The sequence below is a fragment of the Nonomuraea sp. NPDC050310 genome (genome assembly GCF_040655795.1).
Classification (GTDB): Bacteria; Actinomycetota; Actinomycetes; order Streptosporangiales; family Streptosporangiaceae; genus Nonomuraea.
This window is the reverse complement of the sequence record NZ_JBFAKP010000015.1, coordinates 63,823-82,914: the sequence shown is the minus strand read 5'-3', so window position 1 is coordinate 82,914 and position 19,092 is coordinate 63,823. Positions and strand designations below refer to the sequence as shown.

At 71.6% G+C, this 19,092-nt stretch carries 20 protein-coding genes; 8 read left to right on the top strand and 12 right to left on the bottom strand.

All coding sequences use genetic code 11. From position 1 onward, the window contains the following. Window positions 1–79: 79 nt before the first annotated feature. The 4 genes from AB0I67_RS29275 (at window position 80) to AB0I67_RS29260 (ending at window position 3,907) form a co-directional block, all read left to right on the top strand. Window positions 80–952 carry a 3-methyladenine DNA glycosylase gene (locus AB0I67_RS29275; RefSeq protein ID WP_357929679.1) on the top strand — a complete coding sequence of 291 codons (873 nt, stop codon included), beginning with the start codon at window positions 80–82 and terminating at the stop codon, window positions 950–952. 200 nt (window positions 953–1,152) lie between these two features. Continuing rightward, window positions 1,153–1,785 carry a GPP34 family phosphoprotein gene (locus AB0I67_RS29270; protein ID WP_357929676.1) on the top strand — a complete coding sequence of 211 codons (633 nt, stop codon included), beginning with the start codon at window positions 1,153–1,155 and terminating at the stop codon, window positions 1,783–1,785. Between the two features lie 77 nt (window positions 1,786–1,862). Next, window positions 1,863–3,338 (top strand): APC family permease, encoded by a 1,476-nt coding sequence (locus AB0I67_RS29265; protein WP_357929673.1) that lies wholly within the window; start codon window positions 1,863–1,865, stop codon window positions 3,336–3,338. Beyond that, a complete protein-coding gene (locus tag AB0I67_RS29260; protein WP_357929670.1) occupies window positions 3,335–3,907 on the top strand; it encodes a GNAT family N-acetyltransferase in 573 nt (190 codons plus the stop codon). Before AB0I67_RS29265 ends, AB0I67_RS29260 begins: the two co-directional genes overlap by 4 nt. Here AB0I67_RS29260 and AB0I67_RS29255 read toward each other — a convergent pair. Together AB0I67_RS29255 and AB0I67_RS29250 are read right to left on the bottom strand one after the other, a co-directional pair. Next, complete coding sequence (locus tag AB0I67_RS29255) at window positions 3,904–5,556, bottom strand: cation acetate symporter (RefSeq protein ID WP_357929667.1); 1,653 nt, start codon at window positions 5,554–5,556, stop codon at window positions 3,904–3,906. The two genes, AB0I67_RS29260 and AB0I67_RS29255, sit on opposite strands and share 4 nt — an antisense overlap. Then, on the bottom strand, window positions 5,553–5,990 hold the full coding sequence (locus AB0I67_RS29250) for a DUF485 domain-containing protein (protein ID WP_357929664.1): 438 nt from the start codon (window positions 5,988–5,990) through the stop codon (window positions 5,553–5,555). Before AB0I67_RS29250 ends, AB0I67_RS29255 begins: the two co-directional genes overlap by 4 nt. Window positions 5,991–6,125: 135 nt before the next feature. Here AB0I67_RS29250 and AB0I67_RS29245 point away from each other — a divergent pair, with 135 nt between their 5' ends. Further along, entirely contained in the window at window positions 6,126–6,332 is a 207-nt protein-coding gene (locus AB0I67_RS29245; RefSeq protein WP_357929661.1) for a copper ion binding protein, read from the top strand. Here the strand turns inward: AB0I67_RS29245 and AB0I67_RS29240 are convergent. The 4 genes from AB0I67_RS29240 to AB0I67_RS29225 all read right to left on the bottom strand — a co-directional run bounded on the left by AB0I67_RS29240 (window position 6,314) and on the right by AB0I67_RS29225 (window position 10,207). Further along, on the bottom strand, window positions 6,314–7,237 hold the full coding sequence (locus AB0I67_RS29240; protein ID WP_357929658.1) for a DUF1838 family protein: 924 nt from the start codon (window positions 7,235–7,237) through the stop codon (window positions 6,314–6,316). The genes AB0I67_RS29245 and AB0I67_RS29240 overlap by 19 nt on opposite strands. Before the next feature lie 112 nt (window positions 7,238–7,349). Then, window positions 7,350–7,871 (bottom strand): GNAT family N-acetyltransferase, encoded by a 522-nt coding sequence (locus AB0I67_RS29235; RefSeq protein ID WP_357929655.1) that lies wholly within the window; start codon window positions 7,869–7,871, stop codon window positions 7,350–7,352. A 60-nt stretch (window positions 7,872–7,931) separates the two neighbouring features. Further along, window positions 7,932–9,161 carry a hypothetical protein gene (locus AB0I67_RS29230; protein ID WP_357929652.1) on the bottom strand — a complete coding sequence of 410 codons (1,230 nt, stop codon included), beginning with the start codon at window positions 9,159–9,161 and terminating at the stop codon, window positions 7,932–7,934. Further along, on the bottom strand, window positions 9,146–10,207 hold the full coding sequence (locus tag AB0I67_RS29225; protein ID WP_357929649.1) for a hypothetical protein: 1,062 nt from the start codon (window positions 10,205–10,207) through the stop codon (window positions 9,146–9,148). Before AB0I67_RS29225 ends, AB0I67_RS29230 begins: the two co-directional genes overlap by 16 nt. A gap of 480 nt (window positions 10,208–10,687) precedes the next feature. Between AB0I67_RS29225 and AB0I67_RS29220 the strand changes: the two genes are divergently transcribed. Next, the gene (locus AB0I67_RS29220; protein WP_357929646.1) at window positions 10,688–10,825 is read left to right on the top strand and encodes a hypothetical protein; all 138 of its coding nucleotides are present in this window, start codon (window positions 10,688–10,690) and stop codon (window positions 10,823–10,825) included. A gap of 54 nt (window positions 10,826–10,879) precedes the next feature. On the opposite strand, the gene AB0I67_RS29215 is transcribed toward AB0I67_RS29220, so the two are convergent. Continuing rightward, window positions 10,880–11,845 carry a hypothetical protein gene (locus AB0I67_RS29215; protein ID WP_357929644.1) on the bottom strand — a complete coding sequence of 322 codons (966 nt, stop codon included), beginning with the start codon at window positions 11,843–11,845 and terminating at the stop codon, window positions 10,880–10,882. Between the two features lie 279 nt (window positions 11,846–12,124). Between AB0I67_RS29215 and AB0I67_RS29210 the strand changes: the two genes are divergently transcribed. Then, the gene (locus AB0I67_RS29210; protein WP_357929642.1) at window positions 12,125–12,643 is read left to right on the top strand and encodes a methyltransferase domain-containing protein; all 519 of its coding nucleotides are present in this window, start codon (window positions 12,125–12,127) and stop codon (window positions 12,641–12,643) included. Between the two features lie 68 nt (window positions 12,644–12,711). Here the strand turns inward: AB0I67_RS29210 and AB0I67_RS29205 are convergent, their stop codons facing one another. The 4 genes from AB0I67_RS29205 to AB0I67_RS29190 all read right to left on the bottom strand — a co-directional run bounded on the left by AB0I67_RS29205 (window position 12,712) and on the right by AB0I67_RS29190 (window position 16,463). Continuing rightward, window positions 12,712–14,472 (bottom strand): DUF885 domain-containing protein, encoded by a 1,761-nt coding sequence (locus AB0I67_RS29205; RefSeq protein WP_357929639.1) that lies wholly within the window; start codon window positions 14,470–14,472, stop codon window positions 12,712–12,714. Between the two features lie 42 nt (window positions 14,473–14,514). After that, window positions 14,515–15,465 (bottom strand): adenylate/guanylate cyclase domain-containing protein, encoded by a 951-nt coding sequence (locus AB0I67_RS29200; RefSeq protein ID WP_357929636.1) that lies wholly within the window; start codon window positions 15,463–15,465, stop codon window positions 14,515–14,517. A gap of 74 nt (window positions 15,466–15,539) precedes the next feature. Continuing rightward, entirely contained in the window at window positions 15,540–16,082 is a 543-nt protein-coding gene (locus tag AB0I67_RS29195) for a GNAT family N-acetyltransferase (protein ID WP_357929634.1), read from the bottom strand. Between the two features lie 9 nt (window positions 16,083–16,091). Further along, window positions 16,092–16,463 (bottom strand): STAS domain-containing protein, encoded by a 372-nt coding sequence (locus AB0I67_RS29190; RefSeq protein WP_357929631.1) that lies wholly within the window; start codon window positions 16,461–16,463, stop codon window positions 16,092–16,094. Between the two features lie 177 nt (window positions 16,464–16,640). Between AB0I67_RS29190 and AB0I67_RS29185 the strand changes: the two genes are divergently transcribed. Then, a complete protein-coding gene (locus AB0I67_RS29185; RefSeq protein WP_357929929.1) occupies window positions 16,641–17,393 on the top strand; it encodes a GAF and ANTAR domain-containing protein in 753 nt (250 codons plus the stop codon). Between the two features lie 61 nt (window positions 17,394–17,454). On the opposite strand, the gene AB0I67_RS29180 is transcribed toward AB0I67_RS29185, so the two are convergent. Further along, window positions 17,455–18,987, bottom strand: coding sequence for a D-aminoacylase (locus AB0I67_RS29180; protein ID WP_357929628.1), 1,533 nt, complete (start codon window positions 18,985–18,987; stop codon window positions 17,455–17,457). Window positions 18,988–19,092: the final 105 nt, after the last annotated feature.

Below are 19,092 nucleotides of genomic sequence, written 5' to 3'. Positions count from 1 at the left end.
GCCGGGATCGGACCCCGCCGGAGCCGGTTGCCACGCGATCTTTGCGCAGGTGTGGGCGAACCGTTCCTACCATGGTGCGGTGAGAAAGCTTGACCGGCAGGAGTGGCAGGAGCGGGCCGAGGCGCACGGCCGGCGGGTGGACGCCTGGCTCGAAGGGCATCTGCGCCGCCGCCAGAGCGGGCAGCCGCATCCGGTGGAGGACTTCCTGTTCACCTACTACGGCCACCGCCCGGCGCGGCTGCGCCGCTGGCACCCGGGCGCCGGCGTGCTGCTGGAGGGCGCCCGCGACTTCGGGCCGGAGTACCTCGACACCCCCGAGGGCGCCCTGCTCGACGCCGACCGGCTGTTGGAGCGGCGCGGGGCGCTGCTCGACTTCACCGTCGCCCTGCTGTCGGCCACCGCGTCCCGCCCGGCCCACCTGGCCTGCTTCGGGCTGCACGAGTGGGCCATGGTCTACAGGACCCGGGAGGTACGGCACGCCGCCCAGCCCCTGCGCCTGGCGCCGGAGGAGATCGACGAGGTCGTCGAGCGGCGCGGCGTGCGGTGCAGCCACTTCGACGCCTTCCGCTTCTTCACCGAGCCCGCCCGGCCGCTCAACGCGCTGCAGCCGAGCCGCGAGCGCCAGCTCGACCTCGAACAGCCCGGCTGCCTGCACGCCAACATGGATCTGTACAAATGGGCCTACAAACTCTCGCCGCTGGTGCCGAGCGAGCTGGTGGCCGACTGTTTCGAGCTGGCGCGGGAGATCCGCGAAGTGGACATGCGGGCCAGTCCCTACGATTTGCGGGCACTGGGCTACCGGCCGATCCCGATCGAGAGCGCCGAAGGGCGCACCGAGTATGCGGCGGCACAACGCGGCTTTTCCGAACGGGCTTCGGTATTGCGTGAGCGGCTGCTGGTCGCGTGCCGTTCGTTGCGGAAGTCTCCCAGCGCCGAAATGGTACAACCGTAAACTCTTTCTGTCGGAAGAATCGGCCCGGAGAATCGGCCCGATAAATCAGGACAAAGGCGGATTTAACAGGTAATAGGAATCGTGGGGCTAGCCGGGCCTCTGGGACTCTGATAAACATTTCGCGCTGCCTGCGGGGGCAGGTCACTGGGCATGTCCACCGAACGGCCGTCGGTTTGCGGCTGTCTGCAAGGAGCGCGCGGTTGCTGGCCGATGAACTTTTCCTGATCGCCTGGGACACCACGAGCTCGGGCAAACCCCGCCTCCACGTCCAAGGGGTGGCGCTCGGCCTGGCCGGAGCCCTCCTGGCCGAACTCGTCCTGCACAGCCGGGTCGCCGTGCAGGGCGCCACCATCCGGGTCGCCGACCGGCGCCCGGTGGGGGAGACGGTCGCCGACGCCGTCCTGGCCGACATGGCCGGCTCCCCGCAGCACACCGACGTCCGCACCTGGCTCGCCTACCTCGCCCAGCGCTCCATCACCGACGTGGCGGGCCGCATGATCGCCGCGGGCCGGCTCGAACGCGAGGCGCCCCGGCTGATCAAGCGCAAGGTGAGCCGCTACTACGCCCCCGACTTCGGCCAGGCCATGTGGCCGCGCACCCGGCTCAACATGGCCCTGGTGCGCTGGCAGCCGCTCGCCGCCGAGGACATGGCCCTGGCCGTCCTGGTCGACTCCTGCGGCATGACCGACGTCGTGGTCGACGACCCCGCCGAACGCAAGATCGCCCGGCGCTACCTCACCACCGTGCTGGCCGCCCTGCCCCAGCCGCTCGCCGACCTCGGCCGGCACGTCAGCGCCGCGGTCGGCGACGCCGTCCTGACCTACCGCTCCTGAACCTCCCGCTCCTGAACCCTCCCGCTCCTCCGTCGCTTCTGACGAACCCCCCAACCAAAGCCTCAGAAAGGACAGCGATGCTCACCCGTGAATCCGGCAAGCAGCCGGACCGGATCGCCGGCGCCCTCGCGGCCAACCGGTTAGGCGCGCCCTCGGTCGTCTTCTTCGTCATGTCCGCCGCGGCCCCGCTCACCGTGGTCGGCGGCGTCGTTCCCTCCGCCATCGCCGGAACCGGCATCATCGGCCTGCCCATCGCCTTCATCGCCGTCGGACTCGTCCTCGCCCTGTTCTCCGTGGGCTACGTGGCCATGGCCCGCCACATGGCCAACGCCGGCGCCTTCTACACCTACATCTCCCACGGCCTCGGCCGCCCGGCCGGTGTCGCCGCGGCCTGGCTCGCCATGGTCGCCTACAACGGCCTGGCCGTCGGCGCCTTCTTCATGCTCGGCGTCCAGGCCTCCGGGCTGCTGGAAAGCTGGATCGGGCTGCAGATCCCCTGGGGGGTCATCGCCCTGCTGGCCTGGCTGCTCGTCGCGGTCCTCGGCGTGCTGCGCGTCGACGTCAACGGAAAGCTGCTGGCCGTCCTGCTGACCGCCGAGGTCGCCGTCATCCTGCTGTTCAACCTGGGCGACCTGCTCAACCCCTCCGCCGAGGGCCTGACCTTCGCGGCCGCCTCGCCCAGCCTGCTGTTCTCCGAGGGCGCCGCCGCGCTCATCGTCATCGGCACGCTCGGCTTCGTCGGCTTCGAGTCCGCGGTGGTCTTCTCCGAGGAGAGCCGCGAGCCCCGCCGTACCGTGCCGCTGGCCACCTACTCCTCGATCGCCATCATCGCCGTGCTCTACGCGCTGTCCACCTGGGCGCTGTCGGTCGCGACCGGCCCCGGCAACCTGGTCAAGTTCGCCACCGACAACTCCGCCGAAACCGTCTTCGTGCTGGCCGGAGCCCAGTTCGGCAGCGTCGTCGTGGACATCGCCAAGGTGCTGTTCATCACCAGCCTCCTGGCCGCCTCCATCTCCTTCCACAACACCATCGCCCGCTACCTGTTCGCCCTCGGCCGCGAGCGCATCCTGCCCGCCGCCTTCGGCCGTACCAGCGTGCGCACCGGCGCCCCCCAGGCGGGCTCGCTGGCCCAGAGCGGGGTGGCGCTGCTCATCATCCTCGCCGTCATGTTCTTCCAGGGCGACCCGATCGTCGCCTTCTTCGTCGGCGGCGCCACCGGTGGCGCGGGCGTGCTCGTCCTGCTCTTCGCCACCGCCGTCGCCATCGTGCTGTTCTTCCTGCGCGACCACCGCGGCGAGGGCGTCGGCCACCGCCTCGTCGCGCCCGTCTCCGCCGCGATCATCCTCGGCGTCATGGCCTACGTGGGCATCACCAGCTTCGACGTGATCCTCGGTCTCGGGCCGGACCACCCCATGGTGACCGTCGTGCCCATCGTCTACGCGGGCGTCGTCGTCCTCGGCGTGGTGTGGGCGCTCGTCCTGCGCTCCACCAACCCGCAGGTGTACGCCCAGATCGGCCTGGGCGCCAAGGCCGGGACGGAGGCGGTCCGTTGACGGCCGTCCGCCGCGCCGCCCCAGAAGAGGCCGGCTGGGTCTCCGAGCTGGTCGCCACCGCCTTCCAGCCGCTCAAGGCGGTCAATTACCTGCTGCCCGACCCCGCGGGACGCCAGGAGATCATGGCGGCCAACTTCCGCATCCTCGTCGAGCACGCGATGCTCCACGGTCACGTGGACGTCCTCGACGAGGGCCCGGCCGTGGCCGTCTGGTTCCACAACGACCGCGAGGTGCCCGACCCGCCCGACTACGACGTACGGCAGGCCGCCGCGGTCGGCGACAACGTCGAGCGCTTCCGCGTCCTGGACGAGCTGTTCGGCAAGAACCACCCGCACGAGCCGCACCACCACCTGGCCTTCCTCGCCGTGCACCCGGAGAGCCAGGGCCGCGGGCTGGGCAGCCGCCTGATGGAGCACCACCACGCCGAACTCGGCGGCCTGCCCGCCTACCTGGAGGCCAGCAGCCCGTCCAGCCGCGCCCTGTACCTGCGGCACGGCTACGAGCCGCGCGAGACCTTCGCGCTGCCCGACGGCACCCTGTTCTGGCCCATGTGGCGGCCCGGCGCCTAGTCCTGGCGCGGCGTGTGCGCTCCCGTTCCGGTGAGGGAGCGCACCGACAGGTCGTCGTACCGCTCCTGGTCGGCCTTCTCGGTGCTGAGCACCGTGCCGAGCCAGGCGCACAGGAAGCCGAACGGGATGGAGACCAGGCCCGGGTTCTCCATCGGGAAGACGTGGAAGTCGACCCCGGCGGGCAGCAGCGACAGGCTGCCGCCCGTCACGGGGTCGACCTTCCCCGACACCACCGGGGAGAGCAGCACCAGCAGCAGCGAACCCCCCAGCCCGCCGTAGATGCCCGACACCACCCCGGTGGAGTTGAAGCGCTTCCAGAACAGCGACAGCACGATCGCCGGCAGGTTGGCCGAAGCCGCCATGGCGAAGGCGAGCGCCACCAGGAAGGCGACGTTCTGGTTGCGCGCGACGACCGCCAGCACCACGGCCAGCAGCCCGATCGCGAACGCGGACAGCCGCGCGACGGCGACCTCCTGCGACTCCCGCGGCCGGCCGAACATCAGCACGTGCCCGAAGTAGTCGTGCGCCAGCGAGGTCGAGGAGGCCATCACCAGGCCCGAGACCACCGCCAGGATGGTCGCGAAGGCGACGGCGCCGATGAAGGCCAGCAGCAGGTCGCCGCCGACCGGCCCGGCCACCGCCTCGCCCAGCACCTGCGCCAGTTGCAGCGCCGCGGTGTTGCCGCTGGGGTCCTCGGCGATGATGCGCTCCGGGCTGACCAGCGCGGTCGCCCCGAAACCGAGCGCGAGCGTCATCAGGTAGAAGACGCCCACCAGGCCGATCGCCCAGTTGACCGAGGTGCGCGCGGCGCGGGCGTCGGGCACGGTGAAGAAGCGGCTGACGATGTGCGGCAGGCCCGCCGTCCCCAGCACCAGGGCCAGGGCCAGGCTGATGAAGTCGAGCTTGTTGATCAGCGTGCCGACCGGGTCGCCCGGGACGGTCCGGCCGAAGCGGTTGCCCGGGTCGAGGAAGCCGGTCCTGCCGCTGGCCTCCTGCGCGGCGCCGAGCAGCGCGCTGATGTTGAAGCCGAAGCGGCCCAGCACCAGCGCGGTCAGCACGACCGTGCCGGCCATCAGCAGGACCGCCTTGATGATCTGCACCCAGGTGGTGCCCTTCATGCCGCCGAAGCTGACGTAGAAGATCATCATCGCGCCCACCACCACGATGGTGACGGCCTTCGCCGTACCGCCCTCCAGGCCGAGCAGGAGGGAGACCAGCGCGCCCGCGCCGACCATCTGGGCCAGCAGGTAGAACACGCTCACCGTCACCGTCGAGATCACGGCCGCGGTCCTGACCCGCGGCTGCCGCCGTACCCGGTGGCTCAGCACGTCGGCCATGGTGAAGCGGCCGGCGTTGCGCATCAGCTCCACCAGCAGCAGCGTCAGCAGCCACGCCACCAGGAAGCCGATCGAGTACAGGAAGCCGTCGTAGCCCGACAGCGCGATGATGCCCGCGATGCCCAGGAACGAGGCGGCCGACATGTAGTCGCCGGCCAGCGCCAGGCCGTTCTGCGGGCCGGAGAAGGCCCGGCCGCCGGCGTAGAAGTCGTCCTTGCCCCGCGTGTTGGCCCGCGCCCAGAACGTCACGGCCAGGGTGATCAGGATGAAGACCACGAAGAGCCCGAAGGTCAGCAACCGCCCGCCGGTCATCGCGTCTCCCCGTAGGACCTGCGGTGCCGCGCGCCCCGCGCCGCCGGACCGGCCCGCTCCGGTGTCCAGGTCTCGATCCGGCGGCGCTCGGCCATGATCTGCTCGATGCTGTCCAGCTCGGCGCGCTGCCGCTCGGCCTCCTCGCGCAACTGCTGCGAGAGCGGGTCCAGCATCCGCCGCGCGTAGCGCGTGTAACGCCAGGCCAGGAAGAAGGTCGAGACGAACTGCAGGATGCCCAGGAGCATCGCGATGTTGATGTTGCCGATGGCCGGGCGCGCCATGAAGTCCCGGGCGAAGGCCGACAGGATGATGTAGAGGAAGTACCAGCCGAGGAAGGAGACGACGACGCTCACGGCCAGCCTCCGGAACCTCGTCCGCAGCAGCCTGAACCGTCGATCCTGCGCTAAACCGGCATAACTGTGCCGCCCTCCCACGGACCCTCCCCTGATCACGCTATGTGGCGATGCAACTCCAAAAAGATACGGGTTCCGGGGCGTTCAATTCCGGGGAATTGGGAAAATCCACGCCCCGCGCGAAGGGGATACCGGGCAGGGGTACAGTAGGGGCCCATGAGCACTGCTACCTACACCGTCAAGGGCATGACCTGCGGACACTGCGTCTCCTCGGTCAAGGAGGAGGTCGGCGAGGTCGCCGGCGTCACCTCGGTCGACGTCGACCTCGAGAGCGGGCGCCTCACCGTGGAGAGCGCCGCCCCCGTCGCCGAGGAGGCCGTGCGCGCCGCGGTCGAGGAAGCCGGCTACGAACTGGTCTCCTGACCCGGCTGCGGCCTTCCATTCTCCTCGCACCACTTCGCCCAGGTGAGCTCACCCGCGCCGAGCTGCTTGGCCCAGAACGACGTCCACGAGGTCTGGTTGGGCCCCGGCGCCTCCGGGCTGCTCAGATAGAGCGGCCCGGCCTCCTCCCGCAGCCACGGCTCCACCTCCTCGACCGAGTCGAGGCTCCAGCTCCGCGCGTGGTAGACCAGGTGCCCGCCCTCGGTCTCCCGCTCGCGCAGCCCCATGAACGGTGCCCACGGCCCGCTGCGGGTCCAGCTGTTCTTCACCCGCATCGCCCCGTACGGCAGGCCTTCCGCCCGCTGCCGCGCCTCCTCGGCGCTCACGTAGAAGTCGAACATCTCCATCGTGGTGTAGATGCCGCCGGCCAGCCCGAAGTCGTCGCCGACCGTGCCCAGCAGGTCGGTCCGGGGCGGGATGTCCATGCTCCACACCCACTCGCCGTGGATCTCCCGGCACGGGAAGCCGCGGAAGCCGGGCCCCACCGGGAACGGCCCGAGGTTGACCGCGTCGTTGTTGATCGGCACCACCGGGTAGATCCGCCCGTCGAGCGGGTTGGCCCACTCGCGCAGCACCCGGGCCGGGTCGGCGGGGTCGGTGTAGCAGGCGAACTCCCGGGTCAGCACGTGCAGCCGGTCGGTGCCCGGCTCGCGGAACAACCGGCGGACGTTGTAGCCCTCCAGCCCGAACAGCTTCTGCCCGTGCCGCAGTGCCGGCGCCAGCGCGTCCGCCGGGACGTGCGCGTAGACCGAGCCGGAGATGCGGTACACCATGTCCTGCCCGTCCGGCCGGCCCATGGCCTGCAGGAACGCCCTGGCCTTGACGTCGGTGACCTGCTCGTACAGCGGGCCGGGGGCGGTGGGGTTCTCGGGGGAGTCGTCAGTCATGCCTAGCATGATCGCCGCTCGGGGTTGCTGGGCAAAGCAGATTCGCCGCGCGCCTTCCCGGTCTCTGCCGGCTCCCTCAGAGCGACCCTTCGGCCGACCGGGGCGGCTCCCCTCAGAGCGCCCCTTCGACCGACCGGGGCGGCAGATCCTTGATCAGCACCCGGCACAGGTCCGGCTCCCTGAGCAGCCGCCCCTGCTCGTCCCAGCTCTCCCGATGCGTCCGCACCGGCTCCCAGCGCCACGCCCGATAGCCCAGCCGCTGGTAGAAGTGGTGCACCCGGTGGTCCTGCGGGCTGACGCCCAGCGCCACCCGCCCGCAGCGCCGCCGTACCACCTCTTCGGCGGCCAGCACCAGCCGCGTGCCGATGCCCCGCCCCCGATGCCGCGGCGCCACCTCCAGATGCACCAGCAGCGGCACCCCGGCCAGCCCGTCCCGCAGTTCGGGCTCCTCGGCCTCGGCCAGCCACACGTACACGTCCCCGACCGGGGTGAACCGGTCCAGTGCCACGAGCAGCACCCCGTGCCCGTCGCGCTGGCGCGCGAGCTGCGTGGCGAAGTAGTGCTCCTGTCCCAGTGCGTCGACCAGAGAGGGAAGATCGTCCTCCTCGGCCTCGGCGATGCGGACGTGACGCATGACACCTACCTTGGGCAGGCCCGCCCCGAGGTCACAAGTTCAGCGGCGAAGTCTGTCAAGTCACACCAAGGCAGGCTCGTGCGCTTTGGCAGGGTTTGACGGCACTTGCGGGATTTGGTGGCCTATGGAGTGATACAGGGGTTTTTGCGGCAGGGGAGCGGTGAAGAGGCGGCTGACCGCGAGGTGCATGGTCCGTTTCCGGCTCAGCCCCGCCGGGATCGGTGCCAGGTGCTTGAGGAAGCGGGCCCACCGCTGCCGGTCGGCCTCCCACGCCTGCAGGTAGGTCACGCAGAGGTCCGGGGCGATGAGCTCCAGGCGGCCTCGCGACGCCTTGAGCGCCTCCTCCATCCGCGCCTGCTCCGGGGTCGACGGGTAGCGGGCGCGCAGCCGCGCGAGCAGGTCGTCCAGGAACCTGCGGCGCAGCCCGAGGAACATCCTCCAGTGCGCCTCGTCGGCCTCGGTGATCGGCTTGTTCTCGTCGAGCAGCCAGAACAGCCCCTCGGCCAGCACGTCCCCGAGCTCCTCGCCGCGGGCGCGCTGCGGCGTGCGGAAGGGGTCGTAGGGGTCCTGGAGCACCTTCCCGGTGACCGCGAGCTGCTGCAGGCCCTTGCCGTCCAGCAGGTAGAACCAGTCCTCGTTGTAGATGTCGGGGAAGAACGAGACGGTGCGCGTGGTCTCGACGGCCATCGCCCCGCCTCCCACGAAGGAGTCCTGCCGCCCGCCCAGCAGCCGGTTGGCGTGGCAGACCACCGAGTTGTCGGGGAAGCCGCCGACGCTCAGCCCCGCCGCGCTGTAGACGTCCAGCAGGCCGGCGGCCCGGCGCAGGTCGTCGGGTGCGCCGATCTTGATGTCGTCGTCCAGGAAGACCAGGCGCTTCCAGCCGAGCAGCCGGGCCAGCAGCAGCGCGAGGTTGCGCTTGGCGGAGGTGTCGGAATGGCGCTGGAACCGGCCTCCGGCGGTGCGGGCGAGCAGCCGCGAGGTGGCGAAGGACGGGAGGTTGAGCAGCCGCTGGTCCGGGACGTCGATCGCGATGATCTCCGGGGCGCTGTCGCGGTAGTACCAGTGCGCGAGAGCCGCGCTGGTATATCGGCCGCTGCACAGCAGCACCAGCGGGCAGCCCAGCTCGCCGGCGACCTCCACGGCGTGCCGCAGCGACAGGGGGTTGCGGACGGTCGGGACGACGATGGCGTCGACCCGGGCCGTGCCCACGGGTGCGTCCAGCGCCAGCAGCAGGTGGCGGTGGCTTCCGTGGTGCAGCGGGGTGGCGTCGGAGGTCATGGTGTGTGCCATTCGAACAGGCGAGAGGACTCGATGGTCCAGTCCGGGGTGATGGCCTCGCCCTGAACGAAGGTCACGCGGGTGAGGATGGCGAATTCGGTGCAGCCGGCGTAGCGCTCGCGGATGTAGGCGGAGTTGCGCTCCCGGAACTCGGCGTCGGTGAGCGTGCGGACCGCGCCCCAGGTGCCTCTGCCGTACATGCCGTTCGCGATGGTCAGGGTGCGTTCCTTGTTGAGCGGGTTCGGCCCCCGGTAGAAGAGCGCGACGTCCTCCACCAGCGCGTCGCCGGCCGTTCTGGGATGGTGGCGCTCGCCGTCCGCCTCGAAGTACGGCCCCTGCGGCCCGTCCCAGTCGTTGACCTGCCGGATGGGCAGCTTGATCCGGGTCAGCGCGTCGGTGGTGGTCTGGTTCCAGTCCACGCCGCCGAGCAGCACCAGGTGGTGGGCCAGCAGGTCGGCGGTGAGCATGGTGTGGGTGCACCGCGTCACGTGGCTGGCCGGGTTGGCCGCCCGGATGTGGCCGTGCAGCTCGAACATCGCGTCGAGGTCGGCGTAGCGGTAGGACTCCACGTAGTGCGGGCTGGTGGGGGAGCTGTACTCCGCGACCGGCCGCAGGTCGGCGGGCATCTCGGCGGTGACGATGGTGATCGGCTTGCCGTCGGTGAACACCCAGGGGTCGGCTCCCGGGAACGGCGCCTCCGAGGCCGCGTGCGCCTGCCGCTGGGCCTCCGGGCGCAGCCCGAGCAGGTGCTTGCGCAGCCGCTCCATCTCCGCCCGCTCGCCGGAGGTCAGCTCCCGGTCGTCGAGAACCCGCAGGCTGTCGCCGTTGAACGAGCGGTCCGTGCAGAAGATCCGGGCGTAGTCCTCGAGCCTCCGCACGGGCGGGACCGACGTGCTCCGCGGCGACTCCCACATCGACACGCTGGAGGAACGCACGTCGAGCGCCTTCGCCAGCACGTCCTGCTTGATCCTCTTGCCCGGCCAGTGCTCGGTGCGCAGCCGACGGAGTTCGTGGGCCAGCTCGCGCTTGACCATGACGCCCGCACCTCCGAACTTCAAAGTTCCATTTGAAACTCGCTGATGTTCACTCAACTCTTTGAAGAAGCACCAGGTCGTCAGCCCGGAGGAAGTGCCGGTGAACGCACGATCGGGATTTCCTGCGAGCCGTGGTGGTTAGCCTACCCCCGCACGGGAATGCCTCGATCTGAAATCAGGTGTGATTTTTGGAAATTCCAGAATTTCAATCGGGGTTAAAATGAACTCTGTAGCGAACGGCACGGCGGCGGCGCGATCGCCTCCAGGCGAGGCAGGGGCACGACGCGAGCAGACACCCCACCGCGCTGCGGCACTCAGGGCAATCCGGAGACGGATGAGGCCGCGGCCGGACTCCATCGGCGCGTCACAACCTTCAGGAGTCGCATGCTTAACATAGCGTCCGTTCTGCAACTTCGCACCGTCCTCGTCATGACGGAGGAGTTGTCCGCGGCCCATACGGACAAAGTGGGATTTCTAGCATTAATAGCCGCATTCTTTATCTGGGTGACGCTCGCGTCCCTCCGGAGCCTGACCCGGACCGTCGCCACGTTGCTGAAGACCGCTCTGGTCCTTCTCGCCGTCTCCGCGTTCTGCGTCGCGGCGCTGCTCACGATCTCCCTGGCGATGGCCGGACTGCGGTGACGAGTGCCGAGATGGGCGCAACGCCGCGCCCATCTCCAGCGGCCTGTTCCCGGGTCAGCCGGGCCACTCGTGCAGGCGGAACTCCGGGCGGGTCCAGTCGGGCGTGAGCGTCCGGTTGTCCTCCACCAGCACCCGCGACAGCAGCCCGAACGCCGGCTGCCCGGCGAAACGCTCGGCGAGGAAACGGGCGTTGCCCTGCCGCCGCGACGGATCGGTCAGCGCGCGCACGATCCCGAAGGTGCCCCGGCCGTAGATGCCCGCGCAGATCGTCAGCGTCCGATCCGGGCTGTAGGGATTGGGCCCGCGGTAGAAGCACGCCACGTCCTCCAGGAGCACGCTGCCCTCCTCGATCAGGACGGGATGGTGCCGGCCCGCGCCCGGGACCTCGTAGTACGGGCCCTCCTCGGTCGCCCGGCTCGACTCCAGCGTGACCGGCATCGGCATCCTGCGCAGCACCTTGCGCGTCTCGTCGTTGAAGTCGGGCCCGCCGAGCAGGACCAGATGCGAGGCGTAGTCGTCCGAGGCGAGGTGCCCCGAACGCCGGTAGTTCACCGTCGAGCCGGGATTGTGCTCCCGGATGTGGCCGTACAGCTCGACCAGCGAGTCGGGGTCGGCCCAGGAGTAGAGGTCGGTGTAGTCGGGATCGTCCGGGTCGGTGTACGGCATGCGTTCGCGGAGCTTGGCCGATAGCCCGCCGCAGACGATGGTCACAGCTCCACCGTCGGCGAACTCCCACGGGTCGACCGCCGCGGCGGCCCGCGGCCCGGAGGCGCTCCGCTGCCCGGTGGCGGCGCGGTGCAGCTCCAGCAGTTCCCGCTCCAGCTCGCCGTACCGCCTGGCCTCCTCGGGGGTGAGGTCGGCGGGAGGGATGGGGCGGATCACCCGCCCCTGCACGGAGCGCGGGGTGGCGAAGATCGCGGCGTAGGTGCGGAGATGACCAGCGGGCGGGACGGCGGGATTGCTGACCGACTCCCAGACCGAGATGCTCGCCGGGCTCAGCCCGAGGGCTTCGCCGAGCATCGGCTGCGTGACCTTGCTGCCGGGCCAGGTCCTGCGGGTGGCGCTGGTCCTCCTCGCAGGGTCCGCCTTCTGCGTGGCGGCGCTCGTCATGGTCTATCTGGCGATGGCCGGGCTCAGGTGAGGTGAGGCAGGCACCTCTGGGCCGGGGCAAGCGGCTGGGAGGTGCCCGCACTCGTCAGGGCCGTCGGCGCGTCATAACCGGGGCCACGCTAGCCACTGTAGACCTCGCCGGCGACGGTTTCACAGGTCCCTGGGCGGCGGGTGTGTTAGAGGTGGTCCATGGCGATTCCGGAGCGGTTGCGGTGGGCGGTGGAGTGCCTGGAGGTGGGGCCGGGGGAGCGGGTCCTGGAGGTCGGGTGCGGGGGCGGGGTGGCGGTGGAGCTGATCCTGGAGCGGCTGGGGGACGGGGTGGTCGTGGGGGTGGATCGGTCGGGGACCCAGGTGGAGCGGGCTCGGCGGCGGGTGCGGGATGCGCGGGCTCGGTTCGTGGTCGCGGAGGTGGCAGAGCTGGCGGGGGAGCTCGGGGATGAGGGGGAGGCAGGGGGTGGGGGGTGGTTCGACAAGGCGTTGGCGGTGAACGTGAATCTGTTCTGGACGCGGTCGCCGGCGCGGGAGATAGCGGTGTTGCGGAAGGTGCTGCGGCCGGGTGGGCGGCTGGTGGTGGTGTACGAGACGCCGGGCGGGCCGTCGGCCGCCGTGGAGCGGGCGATGGGGGCGGTGGCGGAGGAGGGGTGGGCGGTCACCCCCCTGCGGTCGGGGGACCTGGCCGGGTTCCGGGCGACCGCGCCCCTCGGCTGACGGAGGCGCTCGGCCCTCGGGGCACCCGGAGGAGTGGGGCGGGTGACCCGAGGGACCGGGAGAATGGGTCAGGCGGTGGTGATCCAGTCGGTGATGATCTCTTCGAGGGTGGCCAGGGGGACCGAGCCGCTGGAGAGCACCTTGTCGTGGAAGACGCGGATGTCGAAGCGCTCGCCCAGCGCGTCCTCGGCGCGGCGGCGGAGGTCCTGGAGGCGCAGGCGGCCGACCATGTACGCCAGGGCCTGGCCGGGCCAGGCGATGTAGCGGTCGACCTCGTTGTCGATGTTCACCTGGGACAGCGCGCTGTTGTCCAGCATGAACCGCACCGCCTGGGAGCGGGACCAGCCGAAGTGGTGCATGCCGGTGTCGACGACCAGGCGGCAGGCCCGCCAGGCGTCGAAGGAGAGCATGCCGAGCCGCTGCAGGTCACCGCTGTAGAGGCCCATCTCGTCGCTGAGCCGCTCGGTGTACAGGCCCCAGCCCTCGCCGTAGGCGGTGAAGTGGCCGAAGCGCCGGAAGTCGGGCAGGCCGTCGAGGGTCTGGCCGATGGCGAGCTGGAGGTGGTGGCCGGGGACGGACTCGTGGAAGGCCAGCGCCTCGTACTCGTACCGCGCCCGCGAGGCGGGGTCGTAGGTGTTGATCCAGTGGATGCCGGGCCGCGAGCCGTCGGCGATGGGCGGGGAGTAGTAGGCCAGCACGGAGTCCTCGGCCGCCACCTCAGGGATGGGCCGGACCTCGCAGGGGGCGATGGCGTAGGGCAGGAACCAGTCGCCGAGCGCGGCCTGGGCGCGGTCGAGGGCCTCGGTGGCGCTGGCGATGATCTGCTCGGCGGTCTCGAAGCGGAGAGAGGTGTCCTCGCGCAGGGCGGCCATGACGGCGTCGGGGTCGGTGAGGCCCAGGGCGCGCCCGCCGACCTCGGCGAACTCCTCGCGGAGGGCGGCGATGACGTCGAGGCCGATCCGGTGGATCTCCTCGGGGGTCAGGTCGGTGGTGGTGTGCTGGCGGGCGGCGGCCAGGTAGGCCTCGCGGCCGCCGGGGACGTGGCAGATGCCGACGTGGTCGTCGTCGCGGGCGACGGGGAGGAACTCCTCGGCGAAGGCGGTCCGCCAGCGGAGCAGGGCCGGCCGGACGATCTCGGCGACGATGCGCTGCCCCTCGGCCCGCGGATCGGCCGGCAACACGGCAGCCCCGCGGGCGGCCCCGTCACCGGTTCCCGAGGCGCCCCGGTCAAGACCCCCCGCGGCGCCCCCGTCGAGGGCTTCCGCGGAGGCGGGGAGCGGGGCGAGGAGGGGGTCGGCGCTGGGGTCGCCGGCCAGGTACTCGTCGAGCTGGGCGATGGCCTGGCGCAGCCCGCGCGCGGTCTGGTGGCGGCCCTCGCGGCCGGCCTGGCGGTAGCGCTCCAGCCACGCGTCGAAATACCCGCCAAGCCCCTCCAGCCGGGTGAGGTAGTCGGCGACCCGCTCGGGCGTGGGCAGCGGGGTGGCGGGCAGCAGGCTGAGCACCCCGGTCTGCACGGCGGCGATGCCGGCCGTGACGCCGACCTCGCCGGCCGCGCCGGCCAGTTCGGCGAGCTCGGTCTCGACGAGGGTGACGAGCATGGAGCGGGTGATCCGGTCCTGCCCCTCCAGTCGGGCGGGGTCGAGGGCGGCCAGGTCGAGCGCGGTCTCCTCCAGGGCGGCGGCCCGCATGCGGTCGCCGTCACGGCTGGGGTCGCCGACCAGGGCGTCGTAGCCGGGGATGCCGAAGCTCGTCGCGGTGAAGGGGTCGGCGGTCATCTTCTGCTGGAAGTAACGTGCCGCGATCTTGGCCAGGTCCTCGTTGACCGACATGCAAGCTCCTGCTGGTTTGGGCGGTTTGTACCAGCTCTCACCCTACGATCTCTGGATCGCGCTGGGGACGAGCTCGCCGAGCCCCCGCACGGTGAGCTTGCTGACCGGCCGGACCTGGAAGGCCACGTCGTCGGCCAGCTCGGCGGCCAGGGCGGGATCGGCCAGCACGGTGCCCGGGTTGGCCAGCGCGGTCAGCCGGCTGGCGAGGTTCACCGTGGTGCCGAAGACGTCGCCCATCCGCCCGATGACCGGCCCGACCGCCAGCCCCACCCGCAGCTCGGGCATGAGCCGCACCCGCTGGTGCGCCTCGACCAGCCGCAGGCCCACCTCGGCGGCGTCGTGCGAGCGGTCGGCGACGAACAGCACCGAGTCGCCCAGTGTCTTGACCACCCGCCCGCCGTACAGGGTGACGACGTCCTGGGAGCGGCTCTCGAAGCGTTCGACGAGCTGGGCCAGCTCGCTCTCGGTGAGCTGGCGGCTGAGGCGGGTGAAGCCCACCAGGTCGGCGAAGCCGACGGCCAGCCGTACGGCATGCGTGTCCTGGTCGGCGAGGCGGCCGGCGGAGGCGGCCAGGTTGCGCCGCCAGGTGTAAGTCATCAGCCGTTCGAGGTCGGGCACGACCCGGGCGGCGCGCTTGCGCCAGGCGGCCGGCCGCTCGTGCAGCGGTACCCCGGCCTGGTCGAGGGTCTCGGCGCCGAGCTCGGCCTGCGACTCGGCCAGCCGCGCGGTGGCCCGGCCGAGCGAGCGGGCCAGCAGCAGCACGTGCTCCTCGTCGTAGACGCCCTCGCTGACCAGGGACAGCAGAGTCCGGAGCGCGCTGACGTCGGAGTCGGTGAACTCGACCGCGTCGTCGGCCACGTTGGCGAAGCCCAGGGCACGCCAGAAGCGCCGGGCCCGGTAGACCGGGACCCCGGCCATCTCGGCGACCTGGTGACTGGTGTAGCGCCGGGTCTCGCCCAGAAACGCCTCAGCGAGGCGATCCTCTGCTGCCATGCGTGACCTGCCCGTTTCCTCGCGGTAGCGGGCACGATAACACCCGCGGGGTCCCGTTCCATACCCCGGGCGTCTCAGCCTGTGGGACGCCAGTCGGCGCGCAGCGCCTCGTACTCCACGTCGCCCTCCTCGGCGCCGTCGAGCACCTCCGGCCAGCCCGCGTCGAAGGTGCGGACGTAGCGCAGCCCGGCCTTCTCCATCACCCGCCGCGAGGCGGTGTGGGCGGCCATGCCCTCGGCGTAGACGCGTTCGGCGCCGAGCTCGCCGAAGGCCAGCGCGACCAGGGCGATCGCCCCCTCGGTGGCGTAGCCGCGGCCCCAGGCCGAGCGGCGCAGCCGGTAGCCGAGCTCGGCGTGGCCGGGCGGGTCCTCCTCGCGCGGGCGCAGGTGGAACCAGCCCAGGAAGCCGCCGCCGGCCCGTTCCTCGGCCGCCCAGAAGCCGTACTCGCCCGGCCGCATGAACCAGCGCAGTTCCCGCTCGACCTCCTCGCGGGAGACCGGCCGCTTGCTGATGTGGCGCATGACCTCGGGGTCGTTGTCGAGCGCGAAGAGCTCGTCGGCGTCGCCGGCGGCGAAGGGGCGCAGGAGCATCCGCGCGGTCTCCACGGTGCGTGGCATGGGCCCAGGCTAGCCCCGCGGGCCGCCGTCCGGGCGGACCGTTCGGTCACGGTACGGCGTGGCCCCCACGATGCGCAGTTCGGGGGCCAGGCCGATGAGCTGGAGCAGGTGCAGGGCGATCGGCTTGGGGCGCAGCACGGTGAGCCGGCCGCCGCGCTCCTCCAGCCGGTCGAGCGCCTCGGCGATGACGCGGGCTCCGGCGCAGTCGAGGAAGCCGACCCCGGTCAGGTCGAGGTCGAGATCGAGGTCCGGCTCGGGGTGCTCGGCGAGGACGGTGTCGAGGCGTTCGCGCAAGGCGGGGGCGGAGACCAGGTCGAGCTCGCCTTCCAGGGCCAGCACGAGGCGGCCGGGCAGACGACGCAGGGTGATCAGGAGGGGCATGAAGCGAAACCTCGCCAGGGCAGCGCGGACCGACCGGGGCTGCGCCTCCGAACCGACCGGCTACTGCTGCGGAAGTCTAGGCGAGGGGGGTCACGGACGCGCGGCTTTCCGAACGTATGCATCAACCGCTGTCTTTAGGTAAGGAGACCGTTACCCGAACATGAGGAGGTTGTCTTGATGACCGGCCTGGAGCGGTCCGAGGAGAACGGGCGTCTGGCCGAGGCACTGCACGAGCTGACCGCGGTGCTCCTGAACACGATCAGTACAGAACAGGCGCTGCGTCAGATCGCGGACATCGCCTCGCGTTGCATGCCGACCCACCCCATGGTCGGCTTCACCCTGGGCCAGGACGGCGGCCGGTTGACCGCCGCCTCCAGCGACTCGCGCGTGGAGTCGCTGGACCGGATGCAGGCCGAGTCAGGCGACGGCCCGTGCCGGGAGGCCATGCGCACCGGGCGGGTGGTCTGCTCCAACGACCTGGCCGCCGAGCACCGCTGGGGTGAGCTGCCCAACCGCTTTCTGGAACGCGACATTCTAAGCGTCTGCTCGCACCCGCTGGCCGCGGGCGAGCAGGTCCTGGGCGCGCTAAACCTCTACTCCGAGCAGCGTGACGGCTTCACCGACGCGGTCCAGGCCGCGGCCGAGCTGACCGCCCAGCACACCGCGATACTGCTCCAGGCCACCCTGCGGGCCTCGGAGCAGGCGGAGCTGGTGGCGCAGCTCCGGCACGCGCTGGCCAGCCGGGCGGTGATCGACCAGGCGATCGGCATCCTGATGGCCCGCCGCCGGTGCGACGCCGGGCAGGTCATGGCCTGGCTGCGGGCCGCCTCGCAGCGCAGCAACCGTAAGCTGCACGACCTGGCGACCGAGATCGTCCGCTCGGCCACCGGGCACGACCCGCGCCCGCCCGCCTTCGACGAGCCGATCTGATCCCGCCGGCTCGCCGCACGGGGGTGGGCGAGCCGGGAGTCCGACGAGGAGACCGGTACCGCTAACGCCGCGGGCGCAGCACGCGCCCGCGGCGTTCGCCGGTGAACTCGCCGGACTCCACCACCGGATGGCCTTCCAGCAGCACGTGCACGATGCCGGTGGGCCGCAGCGACGGCTCGGTGTAGGTGCCGGGATGGCCGATGGTGGCCGGGTCGAAGACGCACACGTCGGCCACCGCGCCCGCGCCGAGCCAGCCGCGGCCGTGCAGCCCGAACTGGGCGGCGGTCAGCGAGGTCGCCTTCCGCACCGCCTCCGCCCAGGAGACGACGCCGCGCTCGCGCACGTAGGCGCCGAAGAAGCGCGGGAAGCAGCCCCAGGTGCGCGGGTGCTCCAGCCCGGTGGGCGGCCCGTTGTCGGAGCCGATGCCGATCAGCGGGTCGGCCATGATCTCCTGGACGTCCGGCTCGGCCATCATCTCGATCACCATGGTCGCCGCCGGGTCGGCCGCCACCAGCTCGCACAGCGCCTCCCACGGGTCGCCGCCGGCCGGTGTGAGGGCGGCCAGCGTCCGGCCGACGACGCCGGGGCGGGTGTGGGTGATCACGGTGACCTTGTCCGGGTCGGCGTCCCGCCAGAGCCCGGTGCCGCTGCCCGTGCCGGCGGTGAGCTCGCGCAGCCGGGCGCGTTCGGCGGCGGAGGCGAGCCGCTCGGGCAGCGCGCCGCCCTCCAGCGCGACCGGCGGCAGCAGCGCGGCCAGCACGGTCGAGCCGGCCAGGTAGGGGTACTGGTCGCCGAGCACGTCGAGCCCTTCGGCCCGGGCCGCGCGCAGCTTGCCGAGGAGCATCCCGGCCTGCCCGTGGTTGGCCCGCCCGCCGACCTTGCAGTGCGAGACCTGCAGCCGCACCCTGGCCCGCCGCGCCACCTCGATCGCCTCGTCCAAGGCCTCGGCCAGCCGCGCGCCCTCGTCGCGCATGTGCGTGGTGTACGGCAGGCCGTACCGCCGGGCGACGCCGGCGAGGGCGACCAGCTCGTCGGTGCCGCCGTAGGAGCCCGGCGGGTAGATCAGCCCGCTGGACAGCCCGCAGGCTCCCGCGGCGAACGCCTCCTCGGCCAGCTCCAGCATCCGGGCGTGCTGCTCCGGGGTGAGGGCGGGGGAGAAGCCGGCCACCGCGCCGCGCAGCGTGGAGTGGCCGACCAGGGTGGCGACGTGGTTGGTCGGCCCGGCCGTGGCGACGGCCTCCAGGTAGCCGGCGAAGCTCCACTCCGGCACCCGCTCGCCGGTCAGCTCGGCCAGCGCGGGCGCGTGCGGGGCGTAGGAGAAGCCGCAGTTGCCGTTGATCTCGGTGGTGACGCCCTGCAGCAGCTTGAAGGGCTGCGGGTCCGGCATGAGCGGCACGAGGTCGGAGTGGGCGTGCGGGTCGACGAAGCCGGGGGCGACGATCAGGCCGGAGACGTCGAGCACGCGCCGGGCGGGCCCGGCCGCGCCCGGCGTGACGGCGGTGATCCGGCCGCCGGAGATCGCGACGTCGGCCACGACCTCGGGGGAGCCCAGGCCGTCGTGGACGGTCCCGCCACGGAGGAGGAGATCATGCATGACAGCACTCAACACCCGATGAATCGGCAAATCTTGTCGTCAGACACCTAACAAGGCGGGGCGCGTTGGTCGAGTCGGACGAAGAGGGACGGCCCCGGGCCCGCC

Bases quoted from the DNA above. Each gene is read 5' to 3' on its own strand.
- AB0I67_RS29240 (WP_357929658.1), bottom strand. From the start codon at position 7,237: ATGACTGACGACTCCCCCGAGAACCCCACCGCCCCCGGCCCGCTGTAC.
- AB0I67_RS29215 (WP_357929644.1), bottom strand. From the start codon at position 11,845: ATGCTCGGCGAAGCCCTCGGGCTGAGCCCGGCGAGCATCTCGGTCTGG.
- AB0I67_RS29235 (WP_357929655.1), bottom strand. From the start codon at position 7,871: ATGCGTCACGTCCGCATCGCCGAGGCCGAGGAGGACGATCTTCCCTCT.
- AB0I67_RS29195 (WP_357929634.1), bottom strand. From the start codon at position 16,082: ATGCCACGCACCGTGGAGACCGCGCGGATGCTCCTGCGCCCCTTCGCC.
- AB0I67_RS29205 (WP_357929639.1), bottom strand. From the start codon at position 14,472: ATGTCGGTCAACGAGGACCTGGCCAAGATCGCGGCACGTTACTTCCAG.
- AB0I67_RS29185 (WP_357929929.1), top strand. From the start codon at position 16,641: ATGACCGGCCTGGAGCGGTCCGAGGAGAACGGGCGTCTGGCCGAGGCA.
- AB0I67_RS29210 (WP_357929642.1), top strand. From the start codon at position 12,125: ATGGCGATTCCGGAGCGGTTGCGGTGGGCGGTGGAGTGCCTGGAGGTG.
- AB0I67_RS29265 (WP_357929673.1), top strand. From the start codon at position 1,863: ATGCTCACCCGTGAATCCGGCAAGCAGCCGGACCGGATCGCCGGCGCC.
- AB0I67_RS29230 (WP_357929652.1), bottom strand. From the start codon at position 9,161: ATGGCACACACCATGACCTCCGACGCCACCCCGCTGCACCACGGAAGC.
- AB0I67_RS29180 (WP_357929628.1), bottom strand. From the start codon at position 18,987: ATGCATGATCTCCTCCTCCGTGGCGGGACCGTCCACGACGGCCTGGGC.
- AB0I67_RS29255 (WP_357929667.1), bottom strand. From the start codon at position 5,556: ATGACCGGCGGGCGGTTGCTGACCTTCGGGCTCTTCGTGGTCTTCATC.
- AB0I67_RS29200 (WP_357929636.1), bottom strand. From the start codon at position 15,465: ATGGCAGCAGAGGATCGCCTCGCTGAGGCGTTTCTGGGCGAGACCCGG.
- AB0I67_RS29190 (WP_357929631.1), bottom strand. From the start codon at position 16,463: ATGCCCCTCCTGATCACCCTGCGTCGTCTGCCCGGCCGCCTCGTGCTG.
- AB0I67_RS29245 (WP_357929661.1), top strand. From the start codon at position 6,126: ATGAGCACTGCTACCTACACCGTCAAGGGCATGACCTGCGGACACTGC.